This window comes from Dyella sp. (assembly GCF_035277725.1).
Lineage (GTDB): Bacteria > Pseudomonadota > Gammaproteobacteria > Xanthomonadales > Rhodanobacteraceae > Dyella_B.
The window spans coordinates 44,009-62,667 of sequence record NZ_DATEJY010000153.1; the positions used below are offsets into that span (position 1 = coordinate 44,009).

At 62.2% G+C, this 18,659-nt stretch carries 23 protein-coding genes; 11 read left to right on the forward strand and 12 right to left on the reverse strand.

Translation table 11 applies throughout. The features are described 5' to 3' along the window. The 3 genes from VJR68_RS13840 to VJR68_RS13850 all read left to right on the forward strand — a co-directional run bounded on the left by VJR68_RS13840 (position 1) and on the right by VJR68_RS13850 (position 3,125). Positions 1–849, forward strand: coding sequence for an MBL fold metallo-hydrolase (locus tag VJR68_RS13840; RefSeq protein ID WP_324148533.1), 849 nt, complete (start codon positions 1–3; stop codon positions 847–849). A 28-nt stretch (positions 850–877) separates the two neighbouring features. Next, positions 878–1,924 carry a TMEM43 family protein gene (locus VJR68_RS13845; RefSeq protein WP_324148535.1) on the forward strand — a complete coding sequence of 349 codons (1,047 nt, stop codon included), beginning with the start codon at positions 878–880 and terminating at the stop codon, positions 1,922–1,924. 466 nt (positions 1,925–2,390) lie between these two features. Next, positions 2,391–3,125: a hypothetical protein gene (locus VJR68_RS13850; RefSeq protein ID WP_324148537.1), complete on the forward strand. Its 735-nt coding sequence runs from the start codon at positions 2,391–2,393 to the stop codon at positions 3,123–3,125. Between the two features lie 128 nt (positions 3,126–3,253). Here the strand turns inward: VJR68_RS13850 and VJR68_RS13855 are convergent, their stop codons facing one another. Genes VJR68_RS13855 through VJR68_RS13865 form a run of 3 tightly spaced genes read right to left on the reverse strand, consistent with a single transcriptional unit; the run spans position 3,254 to position 5,306 of the window. Next, positions 3,254–3,820, reverse strand: a complete 567-nt coding sequence (locus VJR68_RS13855; RefSeq protein WP_324148539.1) for an NUDIX hydrolase — start codon at positions 3,818–3,820, stop codon at positions 3,254–3,256. Positions 3,821–3,835: 15 nt separating this feature from the next. After that, the gene (locus VJR68_RS13860) at positions 3,836–4,765 is read right to left on the reverse strand and encodes a 5'-3' exonuclease (RefSeq protein WP_324148541.1); all 930 of its coding nucleotides are present in this window, start codon (positions 4,763–4,765) and stop codon (positions 3,836–3,838) included. Beyond that, positions 4,737–5,306 carry a nitroreductase gene (locus VJR68_RS13865; RefSeq protein WP_324148544.1) on the reverse strand — a complete coding sequence of 190 codons (570 nt, stop codon included), beginning with the start codon at positions 5,304–5,306 and terminating at the stop codon, positions 4,737–4,739. Before VJR68_RS13865 ends, VJR68_RS13860 begins: the two co-directional genes overlap by 29 nt. 127 nt (positions 5,307–5,433) lie before the next feature. Between VJR68_RS13865 and VJR68_RS13870 the strand changes: the two genes are divergently transcribed. After that, complete coding sequence (locus VJR68_RS13870) at positions 5,434–6,345, forward strand: alpha/beta hydrolase (protein ID WP_324148546.1); 912 nt, start codon at positions 5,434–5,436, stop codon at positions 6,343–6,345. Between the two features lie 57 nt (positions 6,346–6,402). Here the strand turns inward: VJR68_RS13870 and cdd are convergent, their stop codons facing one another. After that, on the reverse strand, positions 6,403–6,822 hold the full coding sequence (gene cdd, locus VJR68_RS13875; protein ID WP_324148548.1) for a cytidine deaminase: 420 nt from the start codon (positions 6,820–6,822) through the stop codon (positions 6,403–6,405). A 148-nt stretch (positions 6,823–6,970) separates the two neighbouring features. Here cdd and VJR68_RS13880 point away from each other — a divergent pair, with 148 nt between their 5' ends. Next, entirely contained in the window at positions 6,971–8,068 is a 1,098-nt protein-coding gene (locus VJR68_RS13880; RefSeq protein ID WP_324148550.1) for an NAD(P) transhydrogenase subunit alpha, read from the forward strand. Between the two features lie 30 nt (positions 8,069–8,098). Here the strand turns inward: VJR68_RS13880 and VJR68_RS13885 are convergent, their stop codons facing one another. Genes VJR68_RS13885 through VJR68_RS13895 form a run of 3 tightly spaced genes read right to left on the reverse strand, consistent with a single transcriptional unit; the run spans position 8,099 to position 9,579 of the window. Beyond that, positions 8,099–8,614 carry a DUF3106 domain-containing protein gene (locus tag VJR68_RS13885; protein ID WP_324148552.1) on the reverse strand — a complete coding sequence of 172 codons (516 nt, stop codon included), beginning with the start codon at positions 8,612–8,614 and terminating at the stop codon, positions 8,099–8,101. 3 nt (positions 8,615–8,617) lie between these two features. Beyond that, positions 8,618–8,995 (reverse strand): hypothetical protein, encoded by a 378-nt coding sequence (locus tag VJR68_RS13890; protein ID WP_324148554.1) that lies wholly within the window; start codon positions 8,993–8,995, stop codon positions 8,618–8,620. Then, positions 8,992–9,579, reverse strand: a complete 588-nt coding sequence (locus tag VJR68_RS13895) for an RNA polymerase sigma factor (protein WP_324148556.1) — start codon at positions 9,577–9,579, stop codon at positions 8,992–8,994. The genes VJR68_RS13890 and VJR68_RS13895 overlap by 4 nt, the downstream gene beginning before the upstream one ends. A 195-nt stretch (positions 9,580–9,774) precedes the next feature. Here VJR68_RS13895 and VJR68_RS13900 point away from each other — a divergent pair, with 195 nt between their 5' ends. After that, on the forward strand, positions 9,775–10,083 hold the full coding sequence (locus VJR68_RS13900; protein WP_324148558.1) for an NAD(P) transhydrogenase subunit alpha: 309 nt from the start codon (positions 9,775–9,777) through the stop codon (positions 10,081–10,083). Then, entirely contained in the window at positions 10,083–11,546 is a 1,464-nt protein-coding gene (locus VJR68_RS13905) for an NAD(P)(+) transhydrogenase (Re/Si-specific) subunit beta (protein ID WP_324148560.1), read from the forward strand. Before VJR68_RS13900 ends, VJR68_RS13905 begins: the two co-directional genes overlap by 1 nt. A 38-nt stretch (positions 11,547–11,584) precedes the next feature. Here the strand turns inward: VJR68_RS13905 and VJR68_RS13910 are convergent, their stop codons facing one another. Next, a complete protein-coding gene (locus VJR68_RS13910; RefSeq protein WP_324148562.1) occupies positions 11,585–12,028 on the reverse strand; it encodes a hypothetical protein in 444 nt (147 codons plus the stop codon). A gap of 214 nt (positions 12,029–12,242) precedes the next feature. On the opposite strand from VJR68_RS13910, the gene sufT reads away from it, so the two are divergent. Beyond that, positions 12,243–12,800 (forward strand): putative Fe-S cluster assembly protein SufT, encoded by a 558-nt coding sequence (gene sufT, locus VJR68_RS13915; protein WP_324148565.1) that lies wholly within the window; start codon positions 12,243–12,245, stop codon positions 12,798–12,800. A gap of 217 nt (positions 12,801–13,017) precedes the next feature. On the opposite strand, the gene VJR68_RS13920 is transcribed toward sufT, so the two are convergent. The 4 genes from VJR68_RS13920 to wrbA all read right to left on the reverse strand — a co-directional run bounded on the left by VJR68_RS13920 (position 13,018) and on the right by wrbA (position 16,484). Continuing rightward, entirely contained in the window at positions 13,018–13,509 is a 492-nt protein-coding gene (locus VJR68_RS13920; protein WP_324148567.1) for an asparaginase domain-containing protein, read from the reverse strand. 48 nt (positions 13,510–13,557) lie between these two features. Continuing rightward, positions 13,558–15,201, reverse strand: a complete 1,644-nt coding sequence (locus VJR68_RS13925; RefSeq protein WP_324148569.1) for an acyl-CoA dehydrogenase family protein — start codon at positions 15,199–15,201, stop codon at positions 13,558–13,560. 345 nt (positions 15,202–15,546) lie between these two features. Next, positions 15,547–15,885, reverse strand: a complete 339-nt coding sequence (locus VJR68_RS13930) for a DUF2069 domain-containing protein (protein WP_324148571.1) — start codon at positions 15,883–15,885, stop codon at positions 15,547–15,549. Beyond that, the gene (gene wrbA / locus VJR68_RS13935; protein WP_324148573.1) at positions 15,882–16,484 is read right to left on the reverse strand and encodes an NAD(P)H:quinone oxidoreductase; all 603 of its coding nucleotides are present in this window, start codon (positions 16,482–16,484) and stop codon (positions 15,882–15,884) included. Before wrbA ends, VJR68_RS13930 begins: the two co-directional genes overlap by 4 nt. Positions 16,485–16,553: 69 nt before the next feature. Here wrbA and VJR68_RS13940 point away from each other — a divergent pair, with 69 nt between their 5' ends. The 3 genes from VJR68_RS13940 to VJR68_RS13950 are packed head-to-tail and all read left to right on the forward strand — an operon-like array spanning position 16,554 to position 18,575. After that, positions 16,554–17,840 carry a YihY family inner membrane protein gene (locus tag VJR68_RS13940; protein ID WP_324148575.1) on the forward strand — a complete coding sequence of 429 codons (1,287 nt, stop codon included), beginning with the start codon at positions 16,554–16,556 and terminating at the stop codon, positions 17,838–17,840. Next, a complete protein-coding gene (locus tag VJR68_RS13945; RefSeq protein WP_324148577.1) occupies positions 17,837–18,304 on the forward strand; it encodes a TlpA disulfide reductase family protein in 468 nt (155 codons plus the stop codon). Before VJR68_RS13940 ends, VJR68_RS13945 begins: the two co-directional genes overlap by 4 nt. Before the next feature lie 4 nt (positions 18,305–18,308). Continuing rightward, positions 18,309–18,575, forward strand: a complete 267-nt coding sequence (locus VJR68_RS13950) for an acylphosphatase (RefSeq protein WP_324148579.1) — start codon at positions 18,309–18,311, stop codon at positions 18,573–18,575. Positions 18,576–18,659 lie beyond the last annotated feature (84 nt).

Genomic DNA, 18,659 nt, shown 5'->3' on the forward strand with positions numbered 1-18,659 from the left:
ATGCAACTGTGGTCCCTCAACGGCAACACGCAACAACTCGACGGCGGCGCCATGTTCGGCAATGCGCCGAAGGCCATGTGGTCGCGCTGGATCGAACCTGACGCATCCAATCGCATCCCGCTCGCCTGCCGCTGCTTGCTGGCCAAGGATCTGGACGGCCGCAACGTCCTGTTCGAAACCGGCATCGGCGCCTTCTTCGAGCCGGCATTGCGCGAGCGCTACGGGGTGGTGGAAAGCCAGCACGTGTTGCTTGAATCGCTCGCGTCCTTGGGGCTATCGCACGAAGACATCGATGTTGTGGTGCTTTCGCATCTGCATTTCGATCACGCCGGCGGTTTGCTCGCAGCATGGGAAGAGGGCAAGCCGCCGCAGTTGTTGTTTCCGCATGCGCGCTTCCTGGTCGGTGCGCAGCATTGGCAGCGCGCATGGAAGCCGCATCCGCGCGACCGCGCTTCCTTCATTCCCGAATTGCAGCACCTGTTGCAGGACAGTGGGCGGCTGGAGCTGGTGGCTGGCGAATACTCGCAGACGCTGGGTCGTGCGGTGCGGTTTTCTTTTTCGGACGGCCATACGCCGGGCTTGATGCTGTCCGAAGTGGCCGGCGTGGTGTTTTGTGCAGACCTGATCCCGGGGCGCTCCTGGGTGCATCTGCCCATCACCATGGGCTACGACCGTTATCCGGAAGCGCTCATCGACGAGAAGCGGGTGTTTCTTGAAGACAAGTTCGCGCGCAATGTGCGGCTTTTTTTCACGCATGACCACGCTTGCGCGTTGGCTCGCGTGACACGCGATGAGCGTGGGCGCTATGGTACGACTGACGAGCAGCCCGAATTGCGCGGCATCGTCTGACCCATCGCTACACCACACCGGAGGCTCGATGAGCGTCGAGCGTAAGCCAACCTCTATCCGCGAATTGCTGTTGCCTGCACTGGGTGCAGTGCTATTGCTCTTGGGGGCAGGTGTAGGGGCCGTGGTGGAACGCGGGCAACTCGACTACAGCGCGCAGATGAAACGCCATGGCGGCGACGTGCTGGACCTGGGTAGCCGCGGTCTTCCCGATGCCAGCATGCAGGGTTTCATGGTGCGCGTGGTTGGCCCCTTGCAAGTGGTGGAAGCGCCGCTCGATCAGCAATTCAATCAGCAGACCGATCAGCCGGTGCTGATTCGCCACGTGCAGATGTTCCAGTGGCGCGAACTTCGCTACGGTGGCCAAACAACCTACGAGCAGGACTGGCAGGATCATCCCATCGATTCCAGCCATTTCGTGCATCCGGAAGGGCACACCAATCCAAGCAAGATGCCGCTCGATGGCGCGCAGTTCGATGCGGGCCTGGTGCGCTTGAACAATTTCACGCTCGCCCCGGCGCTCGTGCATGCCTTGATTGGCAGCGAACCGGTGAAGCCGGATCTGCGTCGTCTGCCGAGCAATCTTGCCGCGAGCTTCAGTCTCTATAACGACGGTCTGGTCACCAGCCCTGAGCCTTCGCGTCCGCAAGTCGGCGATCTACGCGTGATGTGGGAAGCCGTGCCGGTGCAGACCGTCACCGTCGTCGCGAAGGTGGAAGGCAACAAGCTGGTGCCGGCTGATGACGCACCGGATGGCATCGGCTATGCGGTGCAATCCGGCGATGTGCCGTTGTCGGAGATTTTCCCCGATACGCCGCTGCCGCCGGAGTATCCGGCATTGCGTCGCGTGTTGGCCGTGTTGCTGGCCATGCTCGGTGCGGCGTTGTTGTTGCGTTGGCACTACCGACGTATCGACCCGATTCTTGCGCCAGCCATCGCAGTGCTGGTGGTTGGCGCTGTCGACGCGGTGCTGTGGCTCGGCAACGACAACGCAACGGCGGCTGCGTGGTTTGGCGTGGCGGTAGTCGGCGCAGCATTGGCGTTCTGGCGAGTGCGAGCCCTGAAAGCGGCGGCCTAGCTACGTAGGCTGGGATGACATCCCGGCATCGCCGTGCCAACAGAGCTGGGATTTCATCCCAGTCTACGAGTTTCCTTGAAAATTCATGAGGTTGCACGGCTCGTGCGACTAGAGTGCGCGCGCGTGGAAAAAGGCCGCTTTTACCCCCTTGCATCGAGGGAAAGTTTGGACTACAACGTATATGAACATTCAATTCGCTAATGAACATAGCGCACCGATGTCGCAGGGAGCGGAATCGACATCGCGGGGAGATGAAAGGGGCACTCACAGACGGGTGCACGGAGTCCAGGCCCAACGAGGCGGCTTGGACCTATGAACCGGACGACAGAGCTGGGCGATAGAGCGAGGCCTCAAGACTTCCCCTGTTTCTCAGTCGGTGCTCGCACGAGCCTGATCATCGACATGCATTTTGGGGGTACCTCAAATGCGCTATGCAAAATGCTTCAAGCTGGTTCGAAATTGGAAAGTGTCGCTCAAGCGCAGCCGTGCCGGGGATGGCGGTGGTGCGCCGAGCCATCGTTGCAGGAATGCGGCTTTTCAGAGCCATGCCACGTGCTCGCACGAGGAGGAAGGCTCACCCAGGAAGTACACCTGCATCAAAGGCGATAAATCACCTGGATCGCTCCCGCTCTGCCGCGGGAGAAGCATCGGTTACGAGCTGGTCGACCACGCGCGGGTGTTCAGTGTGTTGTCGCATGACGTGGTGCGGCTGATCGACGAGGTGGAACACACCACGTCAAAACTGTTTCCATCGCGCGCGGCGGATTACCAGGACGAGCAGCATTTTTCGCTGCTGGCCAGCCAGGTCCTGAAACATGCGCAGCGCGGCTCGGCTACCTGCAAACACATCGACGCCATCATTGCCGACAGCGTGGATCGCATCCGCCAAGGCATCATCGTGATGGAGCAGGCAGGGGTGCAGATGCTGCAGATCATCGATTCCGTCATCCAGGCCTCCGAGGTTACCGCCTTCATGGGCAAGCCGAGTCTGGCGGCTGCCCAACCTATTGATACATCCGGCTCGTATGGGGAGGACGAGTACCGCGATCTGTTGCTGCAGGAAAACGTCCTGGCCGTGCAGGATCTGAAGAACTGGGCGCTTGTGCTGAAAAGAAATCTGCAGGCCTTGCGCTTGTCCGAACAGGATCAGTGCGATTGCGCGGTACAGCAGGTCAGTCAGAGCACCAAAGGAGCGGCGTAGTTACGTAGGCTGGGAGGAAATCCCAGCACGGAGAGTTGCAAACAAGCTGGGATTTCACCCCAGCCTGCATTTGAAACGTATATGGCTTGTGAGGGCTTCCTCCCCTGTTCGCAGGGGAGGAAGGAGGTTCAACCGAACGCTTCTGCATGCTCGATAAACCACAAGCCTGCAAACAGCTTCGGATCGATCGAATAACCATCTTTCGCACGCGCCACCAACCATGCGCCGGCTTCACGCCGAGGAATCTCGTGCACGACAATGTTCTCGGTGTGGTCGCCACCGCCATTGCCTACCTTGACCAGATCGTGCGCGCGCACGAACGCGATGATCTCGTTGCTCATGCCGGAGGACGAAGGGCCTTCGTGCACGAAGCTGACATGGCTGCAGCGATAGCCGGTTTCTTCTTCCAGTTCGCGTTGCGCGGCGAGCAGCGCACCTTCGTGTTCCTGATCGGCCAGATCGCCGACCAGGCCAGCCGGCATTTCGATGGTGAATTGCTGGATGGCAACGCGGTACTGCTCCACGAACAGCACTTTGTCTTCTGGCGTGACGGCAAGAATGATCACGGCGCCGCCCGGGTTATTGCGTTCGGCGTACTCCCAGCGGCCGCGACGACGCAGTCGTAGCCAGCGCCCCTGATACAGCGTCTCGGCAGGATTGTTGGCGTCTTCGGGTTTGCGGTTGATGTCGTTCATGTCGGTCTCAAAAACTCAAGCGCCATTGAGTGCGCGCAAACGGCTGCGCGTCAGCGGGCCGAAGCGCAATTGCTCGCACAAGGCTTCGAGTGTGGTGGTGCTGCGCACGCGAACCAGCGTTTCCACACCGCCTTCGAAGGGTGCGTCCAGGGCAATGCGTGTGAGGCGGCGATACAGTCTTGCTGACTCGGCATGATCGCGCAGCTTTGCCGCGCAGCTCGCCGCACCGCGCAGGCGCAGGAATGGCACTTCATCCACGCGATCGAGCAACGCATCCAGGCTGCCGAAGTGGGCGAGCAGCGCAGCGGCGGTTTTCGCGCCGATGCCCGGTACGCCAGGAATGTTATCCACGGCATCGCCACACAACGCGAGGAAATCGGCGACTTGCTCCGGATGCACACCCAATCGCTCGAACACGCCGGAAGGTCCCCAGCGCAGGTTGCGCGCGTAGTCCCATTGCTCATCGTGTTCGCCGAGCAGCTGGCCGAAATCCTTGTCCGCCGAAACGATGACGCTGCGAAAACCATGCGCACGCAGACCCCATAGCGTGCTGCCGATCAGATCGTCCGCTTCAAAGCTGTGATCGATCATCACGCGAATGCCGAGCGCTTCGGTTACCGCGCGACACAGGACAAACTGCCGCTCCAGATCGGGTGGCGGCAACTCGCGGTTCGCCTTGTACGCCGGATAGATGGCATTGCGAAACGAGGTAGTGAGCGAGGCATCGAATGCCACGGCCAGATGCGAGGGATCTTCGCGCTCCAGCACTTCGCACAGAAATCGCGTGAAGCCATGCACCGCATTGACCGGGTGACCGTCGACGTCGTGAAACTCGTCCGGCATTGAATGCCAGGCACGGAACACGTACAGGCTGCCGTCGATCAGGTGCGCGGTGGGGAGGTGAGAGCGCACGTGCTCAGCCCTTCCATTCGGTAAGCAGATCATCGAGCGCGGGACGATCGCGATCGGGAATGTCTGCCTGCGGCGTGCCGATGTGCACGAAGCCGATCACGCACTCGTTGTTTGCCAGGCCGAGCAATGCTGCCACTTCCGCATCGTAAGCAGCCCAGCCGGTCAGCCATTGCGCACCGAAGCCGAAGGCATACGCGCCTTGCAGAATGTTGTAGGCCACGTTGCCGGCGCACAGTTTCTGCTCGATCTCGGGAATGCCGTTGTCATGATCGATGCGCGCGACCACCACCATCACCAGCGGTGCGAACGTGTAGCGAAAACGCTCTTTTTCGCGCTTGGATTCCGGCAGATCCGGATCGCGACGAATGGCGCGCTCGGCCAGCGCTGCGCCAAACTTCAACTTGGCTTCGCCACGCAGGCTGATAAGCCGGAACGGCACGAGCTTGCCGTGATCCGGCACGCGAATGGCCGCTTCGAGCAAGGTGCGCAAGGTGTCTGCATCGGGTGCGGGTTCGCCGAGTTGGCGCGAGGGTGCGGAATGGCGTTGCTGCAGCAGGGAAAGTGCGTCGAGCATGGGAGGGGAGAGTGGGGAAAAGGCTTATCCTACAACCGTCTGCGTCCAGTCACGATGCCTTTCAGTCACGCAGACATCCACGGGCCCAGGGCATACGATCCGCGCACCCCTCTGAGGAGTGCGCTGTATGACGCTGCTGCAAGGCTTGGCCGTAACCTTGATGATGGCGCTGGCGCCTGTCGTGTACGCAGGCGAGGCGACCACGATGAACAGTGGTTTGAGCGAGGGCTATGCCAGCACGGACGACGGCGCACGCATTCATTATCTGCAGGCCGGGCGGGACAGTGCTGCCCCGGCATTGGTGCTGATTCCCGGCTGGACGCTGACGGCCTCATTGTGGCGTGAACAGCTGCAGCGATTTTCCGATCACCGCCGTGTGATCGCCGTGGACTCACGCTCCCAAGGCGCATCATCGATCATGCTGACCGGCAACACGCCGGAACGCCGCGCGCAGGATCTGCACGAATTGCTGGCATCCTTGCATGTCGATCGATACGTGCTGGTGGGATGGTCGCAAGGCGCCCAGGATGTCGCCGCCTATGTGCAGCAATTCGGCACGGGATCGCTTGCAGGTGTCGTGTTCGTGGATTCGCCGGTATCCGCCGGCAACAACGAACTGGATCTGCGCAAGGCATTCAGCAAGGCCATTCTTACCGGCCTCTCGCGCTACGCAGCGGATCCGGCCGATTACAGCGCCGGCATGGTGCGCTCGATTTTTCTGCATCCACCTGCCGACATCGAAGCGGTGATTGCACAAGCGCGACGCACACCACCTGCCGTAGGCGCGGCCATGTTGGTATCGGATATTTTTGGCGCCGATCGCCGGCCGGCATTGCAGAAAATCGATCGCCCGGCGTTGGTGGTTGCCTCAGCCAGCTCGCCGTTGCTCGATGCGCAAAAGCAGATGGCCGAAAGCATCCGTGGTGCCGTTTTCATCACACTGCCAAATACACGTCATGCCGTTTTCGTGGATGAGCCGAAGGCATTCGACGGTGCGCTGGCATCTCTGCTGCGCGCGGCGGACTCAACCCACATGTAGGCTGGGATGAAATCCCAGTACCGGGAAACCACATGAAAGCTGGGATGGCATCCCAGCCTACGTGGTAGCGACAGGAAGCAGTCGAAAGCCATCGGGCAGCAAGGCTTGCACCGTCGTCTGCCGCGTGGCGCCTGCCGTATTGGCCAGCAGCACCGGCATGTCGGCAGGGCACAGTTCCACCATGACCTGGCGGCACGAGCCGCAGGGGGTGACGGGTTCAGGGGTGTCGGCGATGACGGCCATGGCGCTGAAATCACCGGGCCGATAGCCGGCGGCCAGCGCGCTGAAAAGCGCGGTGCGTTCGGCGCAATTGCACAAGCCGTAGGCCGCGTTTTCCACGTTGCAACCGGGAAACACCAGGCCATCCTTGGTCTGCAGGGCGGCGCCAACCTGGAAGCGCGAGTAGGGCGCATAGGCCAGGTCGCGCGCGCTGCGGGCAAGGTCCAACAGGGTGCTGCCGTCGATCTGCTCGAACACCAGAATTCCTCACCGCTCGTAGGTTGGTTAGCGCAGCGTAACCCAACGTCTTTGCCACGGCATCGTTTGATTGTTCCCGGATTACCCAACCTACGAGTTAACCCGCGCTTCCGCTACGATGGGAAAACTCATCCGCAGGAGATGGCCGATGTCGATCACCGTGTCCGCATTGCGCGAAACCGCCGCCGGCGAACGCCGCGTGGCGATCACGCCGGAAGTGGCAAAGAAACTGCGCGGCAAGGGGCTGCGCGTGCTGCTCGAACATGATGCGGGAAAGGCGGCGGGGTTTCCGGATGCGAGCTATGCGGATGTCGAATTTGCCGATCGCACCCAGGTGCTAGCCCAGGCTGATCTGCTGGCGTGCGTATTGTCGCCGGACGATGCGCTCGCCGGTTTGCGCGAAGGCGCCATCGTCGTCGGCCAACTGCGTCCGCATGGGGCGTCATCGCGCATCGCGGTACTCGCGCAGCAGAAACTCACCGCTTTTGCGCTGGAACTGTTGCCGCGCACCACGCGTGCGCAGGCGATGGATGTGCTGAGTTCGCAGGCCGCCGTGGCTGGCTACCGCGCCATGCTGATCGCCGCCGAAAATGCGCCGAAATTCTTTCCTATGCTGACGACGGCAGCGGGCACCATTCGTCCGTCGCGCGTCCTGGTGATCGGTGCAGGCGTCGCCGGTTTGCAGGCGATTGCCACAGCGCGCCGGCTTGGTGCGCAGATCGAAGGCTACGACGTGCGCCCCGAAACGCGTGAGCAGGTCGAATCGCTAGGTGCAAAATTCCTGGAGCTGGGTGTGAGCGCGGCCGGCAGCGGCGGTTACGCGCGCGAGCTCACGGCCGAAGAGCGCGCGGCGCAGCAACAAGCCTTGGCGGAACATTTGAAAGTCTTCGATGTGGTGGTTACCACGGCCGCCGTGCCCGGGCGCGCTGCACCCAAGATCCTCACGACTGCGATGGTCGAAGGCATGAAGCCCGGCGCCTTGATCGTCGATCTGGCCGCCGAAAGCGGCGGCAATTGCGAACTGACACGCCCGGGCGAACGCGTAGAGCATGGCGGCGTGACGATCCTCGGTCCGCTCAATCTCGCTGCCGGCGCGCCGCTGCATGCCTCGGAGATGTACGCGCGCAATATCTACAACTTCGCCGAGTTATTGCTCCGCGATAGTGCGTTGCAACCGGATTTCAATGACGAGCTGGTTGCGAAGAGCTGCGTAACGCGCCAGGGCGAGATCGTGTTCAGCGCGTAACGAGCCGATGGCGGCGCGTGCAAGCCGCCATCAATGCCGGCCGCGAGGCATGCCAAAGGCGTGCCCCGCGGGTAAGGTCGAATGTGGCCCCATGTGTTCCAGCCATTGCCGCTTTTGTTCGGGCGATTGTTCCAGCCATCGTCGGCGCAGCTCTTCGCGTTGGTCGGGCGGTAGCTGTTGGTAACGCTTGAAGGCCTCGTGCAACTGCTGCTGTTTCTCGGTTGGCAAGGTGTCGTACAGATGCTGGTTCTGGCGGGCCTGCTCGCGTTGCTCGGGCGTCATCTGCTGCCAGCGCTGGATGCGCTCACGGATTTCCTGCTGGCGGTCGGGCGGCAGCTTCATCCACTCCTGCGTGCGCTGGATCATGTGCTCCTGGCGCTGCTGCGGCAGCGTCTCCCACTGCGATTGCAGCGGGCCAAGCAGGTATTGCTGCTGCTGGCTCAAACTGCTCCATGGATGAGTGCCCTGCGCAGACGATGGCGCCGCGATCATCAGACCGAGCAGAAAAAACAGCAGCGTTGGCAGGTGAACTCTTCGTGGCAGCATGGATCAGCGTTTGGCCTGGTCGCTGTTGTTCGCAGCAAGCCAGCTATAGAAATCAAGGTTTTGATAAAGGCCGGGATCAGCCTTGTCGGCTTCCGGCGGCAGATATTCGTTGTCCTGTTGCTCGGTGACCGCCACTTGCTTGCCTTCCGGCTGCGGCGAAGGCTGCCAGACCATCAGCGCTGCCAGCGCCATGGCGGCCAAAGCGCCCACCGGCAGCAGTACGCGCACTCGGTGATGCGGCGAGGCCTGCACGGTAGCGACTTCGAGTGCGGTACGGCGTGCAGCGCGCAGGCGACCGGCCGTCACCGGATCGATGCTTTGGATCGCCTCCTGGTAACGTGCGCGAGCGCGCTGTTCGAATTGTTTGTCGGACGAGTTCATCGCCACTCCTCCAATTGCTCGCGCAGGTGTTGCATCGCCCGCGAGAGATGTGTTTTTACGCTGCCTTCCGAGCAACCCATCGCCGTGGCGGTCTCTGCCACGTCCATACCTTCGAGCACCCGCAGGATGAAGGCTTCGCGCTGACGCTGCGGAAGTTTCTTCACCGCGGCGGCCATGTCCGCGTAGGACTGCTCGCCATGCAGCTTTTCCAGTGGATCCGGGCCGGTATCGGCCGGTTCCCACACCGGCAGCTCATCGCCGTCATCGTCGTGCCCGCCTCCCAGCCAACCCACCACGATGGAACGCACCTTGCGGCGGCGCTGCAAGTCCACGATGCGCCGGCGCAGGATGCCCCAGAACAGCGGCGTCCATTCCTCTGCGGGCTTGCCACGGTAATGCTTGACCAGACGAAGCATCGCGTCCTGCACGGCGTCCAGCGCATCTTCGCGGTTGCCCAGATGCAGCTCGGCCATGCGGAAGGCGCGCCGTTCCATGCCGGCCAGGAACGCATCCAAAGTGGCGGGTGCGGCCTGACCGTCCGGCGCAAGAAGTTCCGCCTCAAAAACGGCCGAGACGCTGTTCATGGCGCCGTTCTCTGGATCGTCCGGGCGAGCATCCTGAGGCTCCATCTGTTCGACTCTCGCCATCAACGCGCAGCGCCCGCGCGGGTTGACTTTACGGGCCGACCGCCGGCCACGCCATGCGGCGGAATGCCATGGATCACAGCGTCCCGCTCACCGTATGATGCGGCGAATGTGACCGATTGGCGGGGGAAACACATGCTGGACGGGTTCCTGGCGCTTTATATCTTCATGCTGGCCGCATTCACGGGCTACGAAATCATCGCGCGGGTGCCGGTGATCCTGCACACGCCGTTGATGTCCGGCTCCAATTTCATACACGGCATTGTGCTGGTTGGCGCCATGATAGCGCTAGGTCATGCGCATACATCGTTTGAACTTGCGATCGGGTTTGTCGGTGTACTACTGGGTGCCGGCAATGCGGCGGGTGGTTACGTGGTCACCGAACGCATGCTGGAGATGTTCAAGACCAGCAAGCCTGCTCCCGGCAGCAAGGAGGCCAAGTGATGGCCTGGCTGCAAACACTGATTGATGCCTGCTATTTCATTGCTGCCCTTCTTTTCATTCTCGGTCTGAAACGCATGAGTTCGCCGCGCACGGCGCGCGGCGGCATCGTGTGGGCCGGCTTCGGCATGCTGTTGGCGGTGGTGGCGACCTTGCTGCTGCCGGATATGCAGAACCGCGGATTGATCATCGCCGCCGTGCTGATTGGCGTATCCGCCGCGTGGTGGTCCGGGCGGCGGGTGGCGATGACGGCCATGCCGCAGATGGTGGCGCTCTACAACGGCATGGGCGGTGGCGCAGCGGCGGCGATCGGTGCGGCGGAACTGGTCAGTCATGCGCAAAATGTTGCGATCGTGGCGCCCAACACGTTTCCACTGATGCCGGAAAGCTGGTCGGCGCTGCACGGCGCCACCGCGGTTGCACCTTTGAGCCCGGTGGCGCTGGCTCTGGGCGTGCTGGGTGCGCTGATCGGTTCGGTGAGTTTTTCCGGCTCGCTGATCGCGTTCGCCAAGCTGCAAGGTTGGCTGGATAAGCGCTTCGTCTTTCCCGGCCAGCAGGTGGTGAACTTGCTGGTGCTGGCGGGTGCGGTGGTGATCGGCGTGATGCTGGCCATGGGGCATCTCACCATCGCGTTGGTGTGCGCGTTCTTCGTGCTGGCATTGCTGTTCGGCCTGCTGATGACGCTGCCGATCGGTGGCGCGGACATGCCGGTGGTGATTTCGCTCTACAACGCCTTTACCGGCCTGGCCGTGGCGTTCGAAGGCTATGTGCTGCAGAACGAGGCGATGATCATTGCCGGCATGGTGGTCGGCGCCGCCGGCACCTTGCTGACGCAGCTGATGGCGAAGGCGATGAACCGTTCGATCGGCAACGTGCTGTTCGGCAGTTTCGGTGCGGTGGCGGGCGGTGAAGCGCAGGCCATCAGCGGTAGCCAGAAGCCGATCGAAGCGGCCGATGCGGCAGTGATGATGGCCTATGCGGAACGCGTGGTGATCGTGCCCGGCTACGGCATGGCTGTCGCGCAGGCGCAGCACAAGGTTTGGGAATTTGCGCAGCAGCTGATCGCGCGCGGCGTGAAGGTGAAATTCGCCATCCATCCAGTGGCCGGCCGCATGCCTGGGCACATGAATGTGCTGCTCGCCGAAGCGGGCGTGCCGTACGACCTGATCGTCGACATGGAAGACATCAATCCGGAATTTCCCGTCACGGACGTCGCCTTGGTGATCGGCGCGAACGACGTGGTCAATCCGATGGCGAAGACCGATCCATCTTCACCGATCTACGGCATGCCGATTCTCGACGTGGCAGATGCGAAGCAAGTGATCGTGGTGAAGCGCGGCAAAGGTACCGGATTCGCTGGCATCGAGAACGCATTGTTCTATGCCGACAATGCGCGAATGCTGTACGGCGATGGGCAAGCGGCAGCCGGCCAACTGGTGACGGAGCTGAAAACGCTGGACGGCTAAACGCTGCGTGGGCTGGGATTTCATCCCAGCCTACAAAGTCAGCCTGCTTTGCTTGGCCTGGTAGCGGGCATACGCGTAGCCGTCGCCGCAGCCACCACAATGCCGGCCAGGCTCCACACGATATCCATCTTGCTGACGGTAAACCGCGTGAAGTCCCATAGCATCGAAAAACCCGCGGTGCGTGCTGCGTCAAGCAGGCCGTAATCGGTCATCGCGGAAATATTGACTGTGGTGATCAACACGCGGACGTAGATGCTTGCTATCGCGGTAGCGAGTGCCGCCAACAGCGCGGCATTCCATGTTTTGCCGTGCACCCATTGCCGGATCGCGATGCCCAGCAGCCAGCCTGCCGGTATGGCGAGCCAAGGCAGCGGGCGATGCAGGTACACGGTGGGCAGCAACCACACGGCGCCAGCTGCCAGACCCAGCATCACCGCACAACACACGGCGAAGCATTCGCCGACGATCTGGCGCACGGTCATGGGCGGTCACTACGGATGATGGGGAACAAGGTCACGCCGGTCCTGCTGCGGAGCAAAGCGGGCATCTTAGCGTGACTGGGCCAAAATCACCCCGCCGTCCCTTGAGATTGGGCTGATCCAGCCTGATGTGAAGGACAGGCCCTACCGGAGGCCGGCATAATAGAGGGCCGGATGGCCGCTAGGCGGCTTTCGTCAATGATCTTCAAGAGACGGCATGAGCGGTTTCAGTCTTAGCAGCGAGCCCTTCACCCTGGAACGGGATTGCAACGCAGTCATGGTGCCCCAGGGCGAGAACGTGGTGCTGCCGGCCGGCCAGGTGGGCTACATCACGCAGGCGCTGGGTGGCAGTTTCACCGTGTACGTGGAAGGCAACCTGTTCCGCATCGCGGGCAACGACGCCGATGCGCTGGGCAAGGAACCGCCGCCGCCGCTGCAATTGCCGGACGACGCCACCGATGCCGACGTGGAAGCGCTGGTGTGGCAGCAACTGCGCACCGTGTTCGATCCGGAAATTCCGATCAATGTGGTGGAACTTGGCCTGGTCTACGACGTAAGCCTGGAAACCACCGCACCCGAAGAGCGCAAGGTGTACGTGAAGATGACGCTTACCGCGCCGGGCTGCGGCATGGGCGACGTGCTGATCGACGATGCGCGCACCAAGCTGGAATTGGTTCCGACGATCAAGGAAGCGGACGTCGACCTGGTGTTCGACCCGCCGTGGAATCACTCGATGATGTCGGAAGTGGCGAAGCTCGAAACCGGCATGCTTTGATGTTTGCCGCGCCCGCGCCCGCAATGGCACAAACTTAGGCAATCGCCAGGACGACGGGCGGTTGCTCGCGGCGATGCGCTCCCTCCCCTGCGGCAGTAAGGGAGGTTGGGGTGGGGTTGCTTGGGCTTTAGCGGCCGAACAGGGTTTCATTCTCGCCTGCCAAAGCGTGCCGGTCAGCGATGAACTGACGGTTGATTACGACCGGCAGTAGCAGGTGTCAGTTGCGCACTTCCTCGAAACGGTTCGCATCGCGGTTCTTGCGCACCTTGGCCGGATCCCACACGCGACCGTTCATGGCGATGTAGACGCCATCGGGCAGCGTCTGCACGGCTGCAACCGCGCAACCGATGTTGAATACGGCATCCGAGCCCTGGAAGCGTGCCGGATTCAATGCGCCGGTGAGCACGATCACCTTGCCCTTGATCGATGCCAGCTCTTGCGCGGTTTCCACCATCGTGTCGGTGCCGTGCGTGACCAGCACGTGGCGGTTCGGCTGCGCTTCGATGGCGGAGCGGATCAACGCGCGGTCTTCTTGCGTGATATGCAGGCTGTCCTTGCGCAGGATCGGGATCACGTCGAACTGGAACGCCACGCCGAGCTGGCTGAGGATCTCCCCGATCTGCGGCGCGCCGATCTTGTAGTCCGACTTATCGTCGAAGTAGATCTTGTCGATGGTGCCGCCGGTGGTGACGATGGTCAGATGCTGCATGATCGGAGTGCCGCAAAAGGAGTAGCTGCGCATTCTAGCCGTAGGCGCTCATTCCAGCAGCAGGCGGGTATCTTCCCCGTCGATATCGGAAAGACGCAGCAGGCCATGGCCCAGGAAACGGCGCAGCGCCGCGGCCGGGCGTTTGTCGCCGTGTGCAGAGCACCAGGCATCCTGGCGCGCCAGCAGGGCCGCTGCCGTGCAGCGTGCCAGGGTGATGGCGACGCCGCGTGCCCCGGCTTCCAGCGTGGGGCGATCGATCTTCTTGCTGTCCATGTGCATGGCAGCGGCATCCAGTGCCGCGTGCACGGTGAACGTCGCTTGCGTGTTGTGCGCAGGCCGCAGCCATTGACCGATCAGCTTGCGCAACGCGGTGAAGCTGTCGTGATTGCCCAGCGCGCGCAGGCTGTCCAGCGACAGCACATTGGTGGTGCCTTCCCAGATGGCGTACACCTGCGCGTCGCGCAGCAGTTGCGGCAGGCCGGTGTCTTCGATGTAGCCGGCGCCGCCGAAACATTCCAGCGCTTCCGAACAAAGATTCACCGCCATCTTGCCGGTCCACAATTTGACCAAGGGTGTAAGCAGGCGCAGCGAATCGGCCTCCTGCGGCGTGGCGATGCCTTGTTCCACGCGGCCAAGCAGATGCGCTACTTCGAACGCGAGTGCAAAGGCACCTTCGAATTCAGCCTGCATGTCGGCGAGCGTCTGCGCGTGCAAGGGCTGTTGCTGCAATGGACGTCCAAATGCCTGTCGCCGCCGTGCGTAGTCGCGCGCAAGGCTGATCGCGCGCGCCATGCTGGCGACGGCACCGATCGCATTCCACGTACGCGTGATGTTGAGCATGGGGGCGACCTGGCGTACACCGTGCGCGAGATCGCCCACCGGCCATGCAGGCAAACCGTCGAGGTGGATTTCCGCGGTGGGCAGTTCATGCGTGCCGAGTTTGTCCTTCAGGCGATCGATGACCAGTTCCAGTTTGCGATCCTGGCCGTTCATCGTTTCCACGTAGAACAACGCCAAGGCCGCCGCACCGCCGTCGGCGCCTTCAGGGCGGGCGAGCGCCAAGGCCGCTTCGCCGATGACGGCGGAACTGAACCATTTGCGGCCATGCAGGCGCCATTGGCCCTCGGCATCCTGCCTTGCCACGGTTTCGGTGTGGCTGACGTCGGAGCCGCCGGTGTTTTCCGTCATCCATTGCCCGGAGAGCCAGAACTGGCTGGCGTCGCGGCTTAAAAAATGCGGCAAGGCGCGCTCGATCAGCGCCTGGTTGCCGGATGCCTTCAAGGCGGTGGCGGCGCCGTCGGTCATGGCCAGCGGGCAGGTGTAGAACTCGCTGGCGACGTGATAGAGGTAGGCGCGCGCAAACTCTTCCAGGCGCGCGAATTCGTGCGGCTCATGCCCGGAAGCGAGGATGGCATGGCGCGTAGTGAGCTCGGGGCCTTCGAGCCATGCGGTGGTCAATTCGACGCGATCGACACGGCGGCCCCACGCATCCCACTGGGTCAGGACCGGTTTGCGACGTGCGCTGCGGTTGTTGCGTTCGAAAGCCAGCAGCGCGTAATCGCCAAGCGCGTCCAGATCGGCATCGAGTGCGGCGCGTCGATCTTTCGGCAGCACGCGATCGAGCAGGGCGGTCAGCAGGCGGTCGCTGCGATAGGGATGCGCCAGTTGCGGGGCGTCTTGCAGAAATCCCATGGTGGTTACCTCGGCAAGTCTGCGCTTAACCTACCAAATCCCGATCCTGCCCGTAGGTTGGGGTGCAAACCCCAACATCGCCATGTTGGTGGGGCCACGGTGTTGGGGTTCGCACCCCAACCTACCTTTTCATCCCAGCCTGCGTTTGTGTTTTTACTCCCGCGCCAAGTGCGCCAATCAGCACGAAGGCAAGCAGCACTCCCCGCAATGCGGGCATGCGTTCCTGCGCCGAACTCCAGCTTTCGGCAATGCCGTGGCAGAAGTAGTGCGTAGGTTGGGGTGCAAACCCCAACATCGCCATGTTGGTGGGGCCAAGGTGTTGGGGTTCGCATCCCAACCTGCTTTTTACCCCAGCCTGCGTTTGCGTTTTACGCCCGCGCCAAGTGCACCAATCAGCACGAAGGCAAGCAGCACTTCCAGCAATGCGGGCATGCGTTCCTGCGCCGAACTCCAGCTTTCGGTAATGCCATGGCAGAAGTAGAACAGGCTGAGTATCCCCACCCACAGCAAGGCACGCCGCATGTTGCCGATGGCCAGGAATGGCAGCAGCAGCGGAACCACGGCGATGGCGAGCGCCAGCCATACCGGCATGTGTTGCGGCGGAAACAGCCATGCATACCACGCGCACTGGAGCAGGATCAGCGCGCCCCACGCCACAACGCCGATGCGCAGGTTGAGGCTCATGCCTCAGCGGCCAGCTTGCGTGCGGCATCCGCCAGCCGACGGCCGAGTGCGCGCGCGAGTTCACGCTCATGCTCGCTGATGCTGTTGTCGCCCTTGGGTCCTGCCACGTGGCTGGCGCCATACGGTGTGCCGCCGCTCAGCGTATGGGTGAGCGCCGGTTCGGTGTAGGGGAGGCCCAGCAGCAGCATGCCGTGATGGAGCAAGGGCAGCGCCATGCTCAGCAAGGTGGATTCCTGACCGCCATGCATGGTGCTGGTGGCGGTGAACACGGCTGCCGGCTTGCCGACCAGTGCGCCGCTGGCCCATTCGGCACCGGTGCTGTCCAGAAAGTGCTTCAGCGGCGCGGCCATATTGCCGAAGCGGGTCGGGCTGCCCAGCGCCAGGCCCACGCATTCATGCAGATCCTGCCTGACGACGTACGGCGCGCCTTCTTCAGGCTCTGGCGGCTGGGCGACCTCGGTCACGGGAGCCACCGGCGGTACCTGGCGCAGGCGTGCGCGCATGCCGGGAATTTCCTCTACGCCCCGCGCGATCAGTCGCGCCAACTGGGCGGTGTGGCCGTTGCGGCTGTAATACAGGACCAGGATGTCATTGCTCATCAGTTTGGGCGCAGGAACAGGATGGGGTAGTGTACGGGCGAGCTATAGGGATGTTGAGCAGCTGCGCGTATGAATCTGCGTTTTGACCGCCACCGCACCACGACGTTGGGCCACTTTCTGTGGCGTCGCTTTCTCGACGACAAGTGCTTCGAGACGGCGGGTGCGCTGTCTTACACCACCTTGGTTTCGTTGGTGCCGCTGACCGTGGCGGTGCTGGCCATGTTCGCGGCGTTTCCGATGTTCGAGGAAGCGCGCGATACCTTGATCAATTTCGTCTTCAGCAATTTCGTGCCGGCAGCCGGCGAAACGGTGCAGAAGACGCTGCTGGCTTTTGCCTCCAACGCCAGCCAGCTCACCGGCATCAGTATTCTGGTGATGCTGTTCAGTGCGGTGTCGATGATGATCAGCATCGAAGATCGCCTGAACCGCATCTGGAAGGTGCGCCAGCACCGCCCGTGGGGGCCGCGGCTGCTGCTGTATTGGGCGGCGTTGACGCTTGGACCGATCCTGGTCGTGGGAGGCATCGCCATCACTTCTTACGTCGCCGCCGTGCCGATGTTGCGCAATGCGGGCGATCAACTTGGCATCGGGCAGGAGCTGCTGAAGGCGTTGCCGTTCGTGGTGACCTTTCTTACGTTGTGGTTGTTGTACACCACGGTTCCCAACCGACGCGTCAACAAAAAGCACACCGCCATCGGCGCGATGCTCGGCGCAGTATTGTTTGAGGCGGCGCGCTGGATCTTTACGAATTATGTGCGTAACGCACACAACTATCAGCAGATCTACGGCGCGTTGGCGATCATTCCGTTGCTGCTGTTGTGGATTTATTTGTCGTGGGTGATCGTGATTCTGTGCGCGTCAGTCACCGCCGCGATCTCCGCGTTCGAATACCAGAAGCCGTGTGATGCCATGCCGGAAGGTTCGGAATTCCTCGGGTTGTTGGTGGTATTGCGCCATTTCGTCGATGCGCAGCGCGCCGGGCGCTTCGTCGACCCCATTACCATTCGCGAAGCGGAGCCTTGCCTGCGCAGCGAAGCGATCGCGACTTATTTCGACGATTTGCAGCGCGCACACCTGATTCACCGCGGCGAATCGGGTGGCTGGTCATTGGTGCGCAGCCTGGATAGCACCGATCTGCTGCACGTCTATCGGCATAGTGGCTATCGCCTGCCGCTGAATCCGGCTGAACAGGCCGCCGCCTCGGGCATCAAATTGCCGCCGGAATTATTGTCGCTGCTCACGCGGCTGGCGCATTCGCTGGACACGACACTCGGCACTCGTCTGGACAAGGTTTACCCTGTCTCCCCTCAGGCGCCTTCGCGGCCGGTCACCCACACGCAGGAATCGGAAACATGAAGTGGTTTGCATCATCGTTGTTGCTGGCAGCCGTCTTGCTGGCCGCACCTGTCCACGCCGCCATGCCGGCACAGCCCTCGATCAAAGTGACGACATTGGATGGCAAGCCCTACGATCTGGCGGCCGAGCGAGGCCATTGGGTAATCGTGAATTTCTGGGCGACCTGGTGCGTGCCGTGCATCAAGGAATTGCCGGACATCTCGCAGTTCGTAAAGACGCATCCGAATGTGCGCGCGATCGGCATTGCGTATGACGATACCGATCCGTCCGACATTCGCGCTTTTCTCGACAAGCATCCGGTGAGCTTTCCGGTGGCGCAGGTGACCATGGATAAACCGTTGAAGGATTTCGACGAACCACTCGGCCTGCCGACCACTTATCTGATTGCACCGGATGGCAAGGTGGCCAAGCATTTCACGGGACCGGTGACGTCTGCCTTGCTGAGCGCGGCGATTGGGAAATGACCGCATGAGCACCGCACGCTTCATGGTCAGCGGGAGGGTGCAGGGCGTGTTCTTTCGCGCCAGCACGCGCAATGAGGCGGTGCGGCTTGGGCTGCATGGTCACGCGCGCAACCTTGCCGACGGCGGCGTGGAAGTGATCGCAAAAGGAAACGAAGACGCTTTGCGCGAACTGGAGCAGTGGCTTTGGGAAGGGCCGCCCGCTGCGAAGGTCACGCAGGTGGCCCGCATGACATATGACGGCGATGTGCGCGAAGGTTTCTGGGTTTTGTAGGTTGGGTTAGCGCAGCGTAACCCAACGAATCGCTCCGAACAGGTTGGATTACGCTGCGCTAACCCAACCTGCCATTCATCCCAC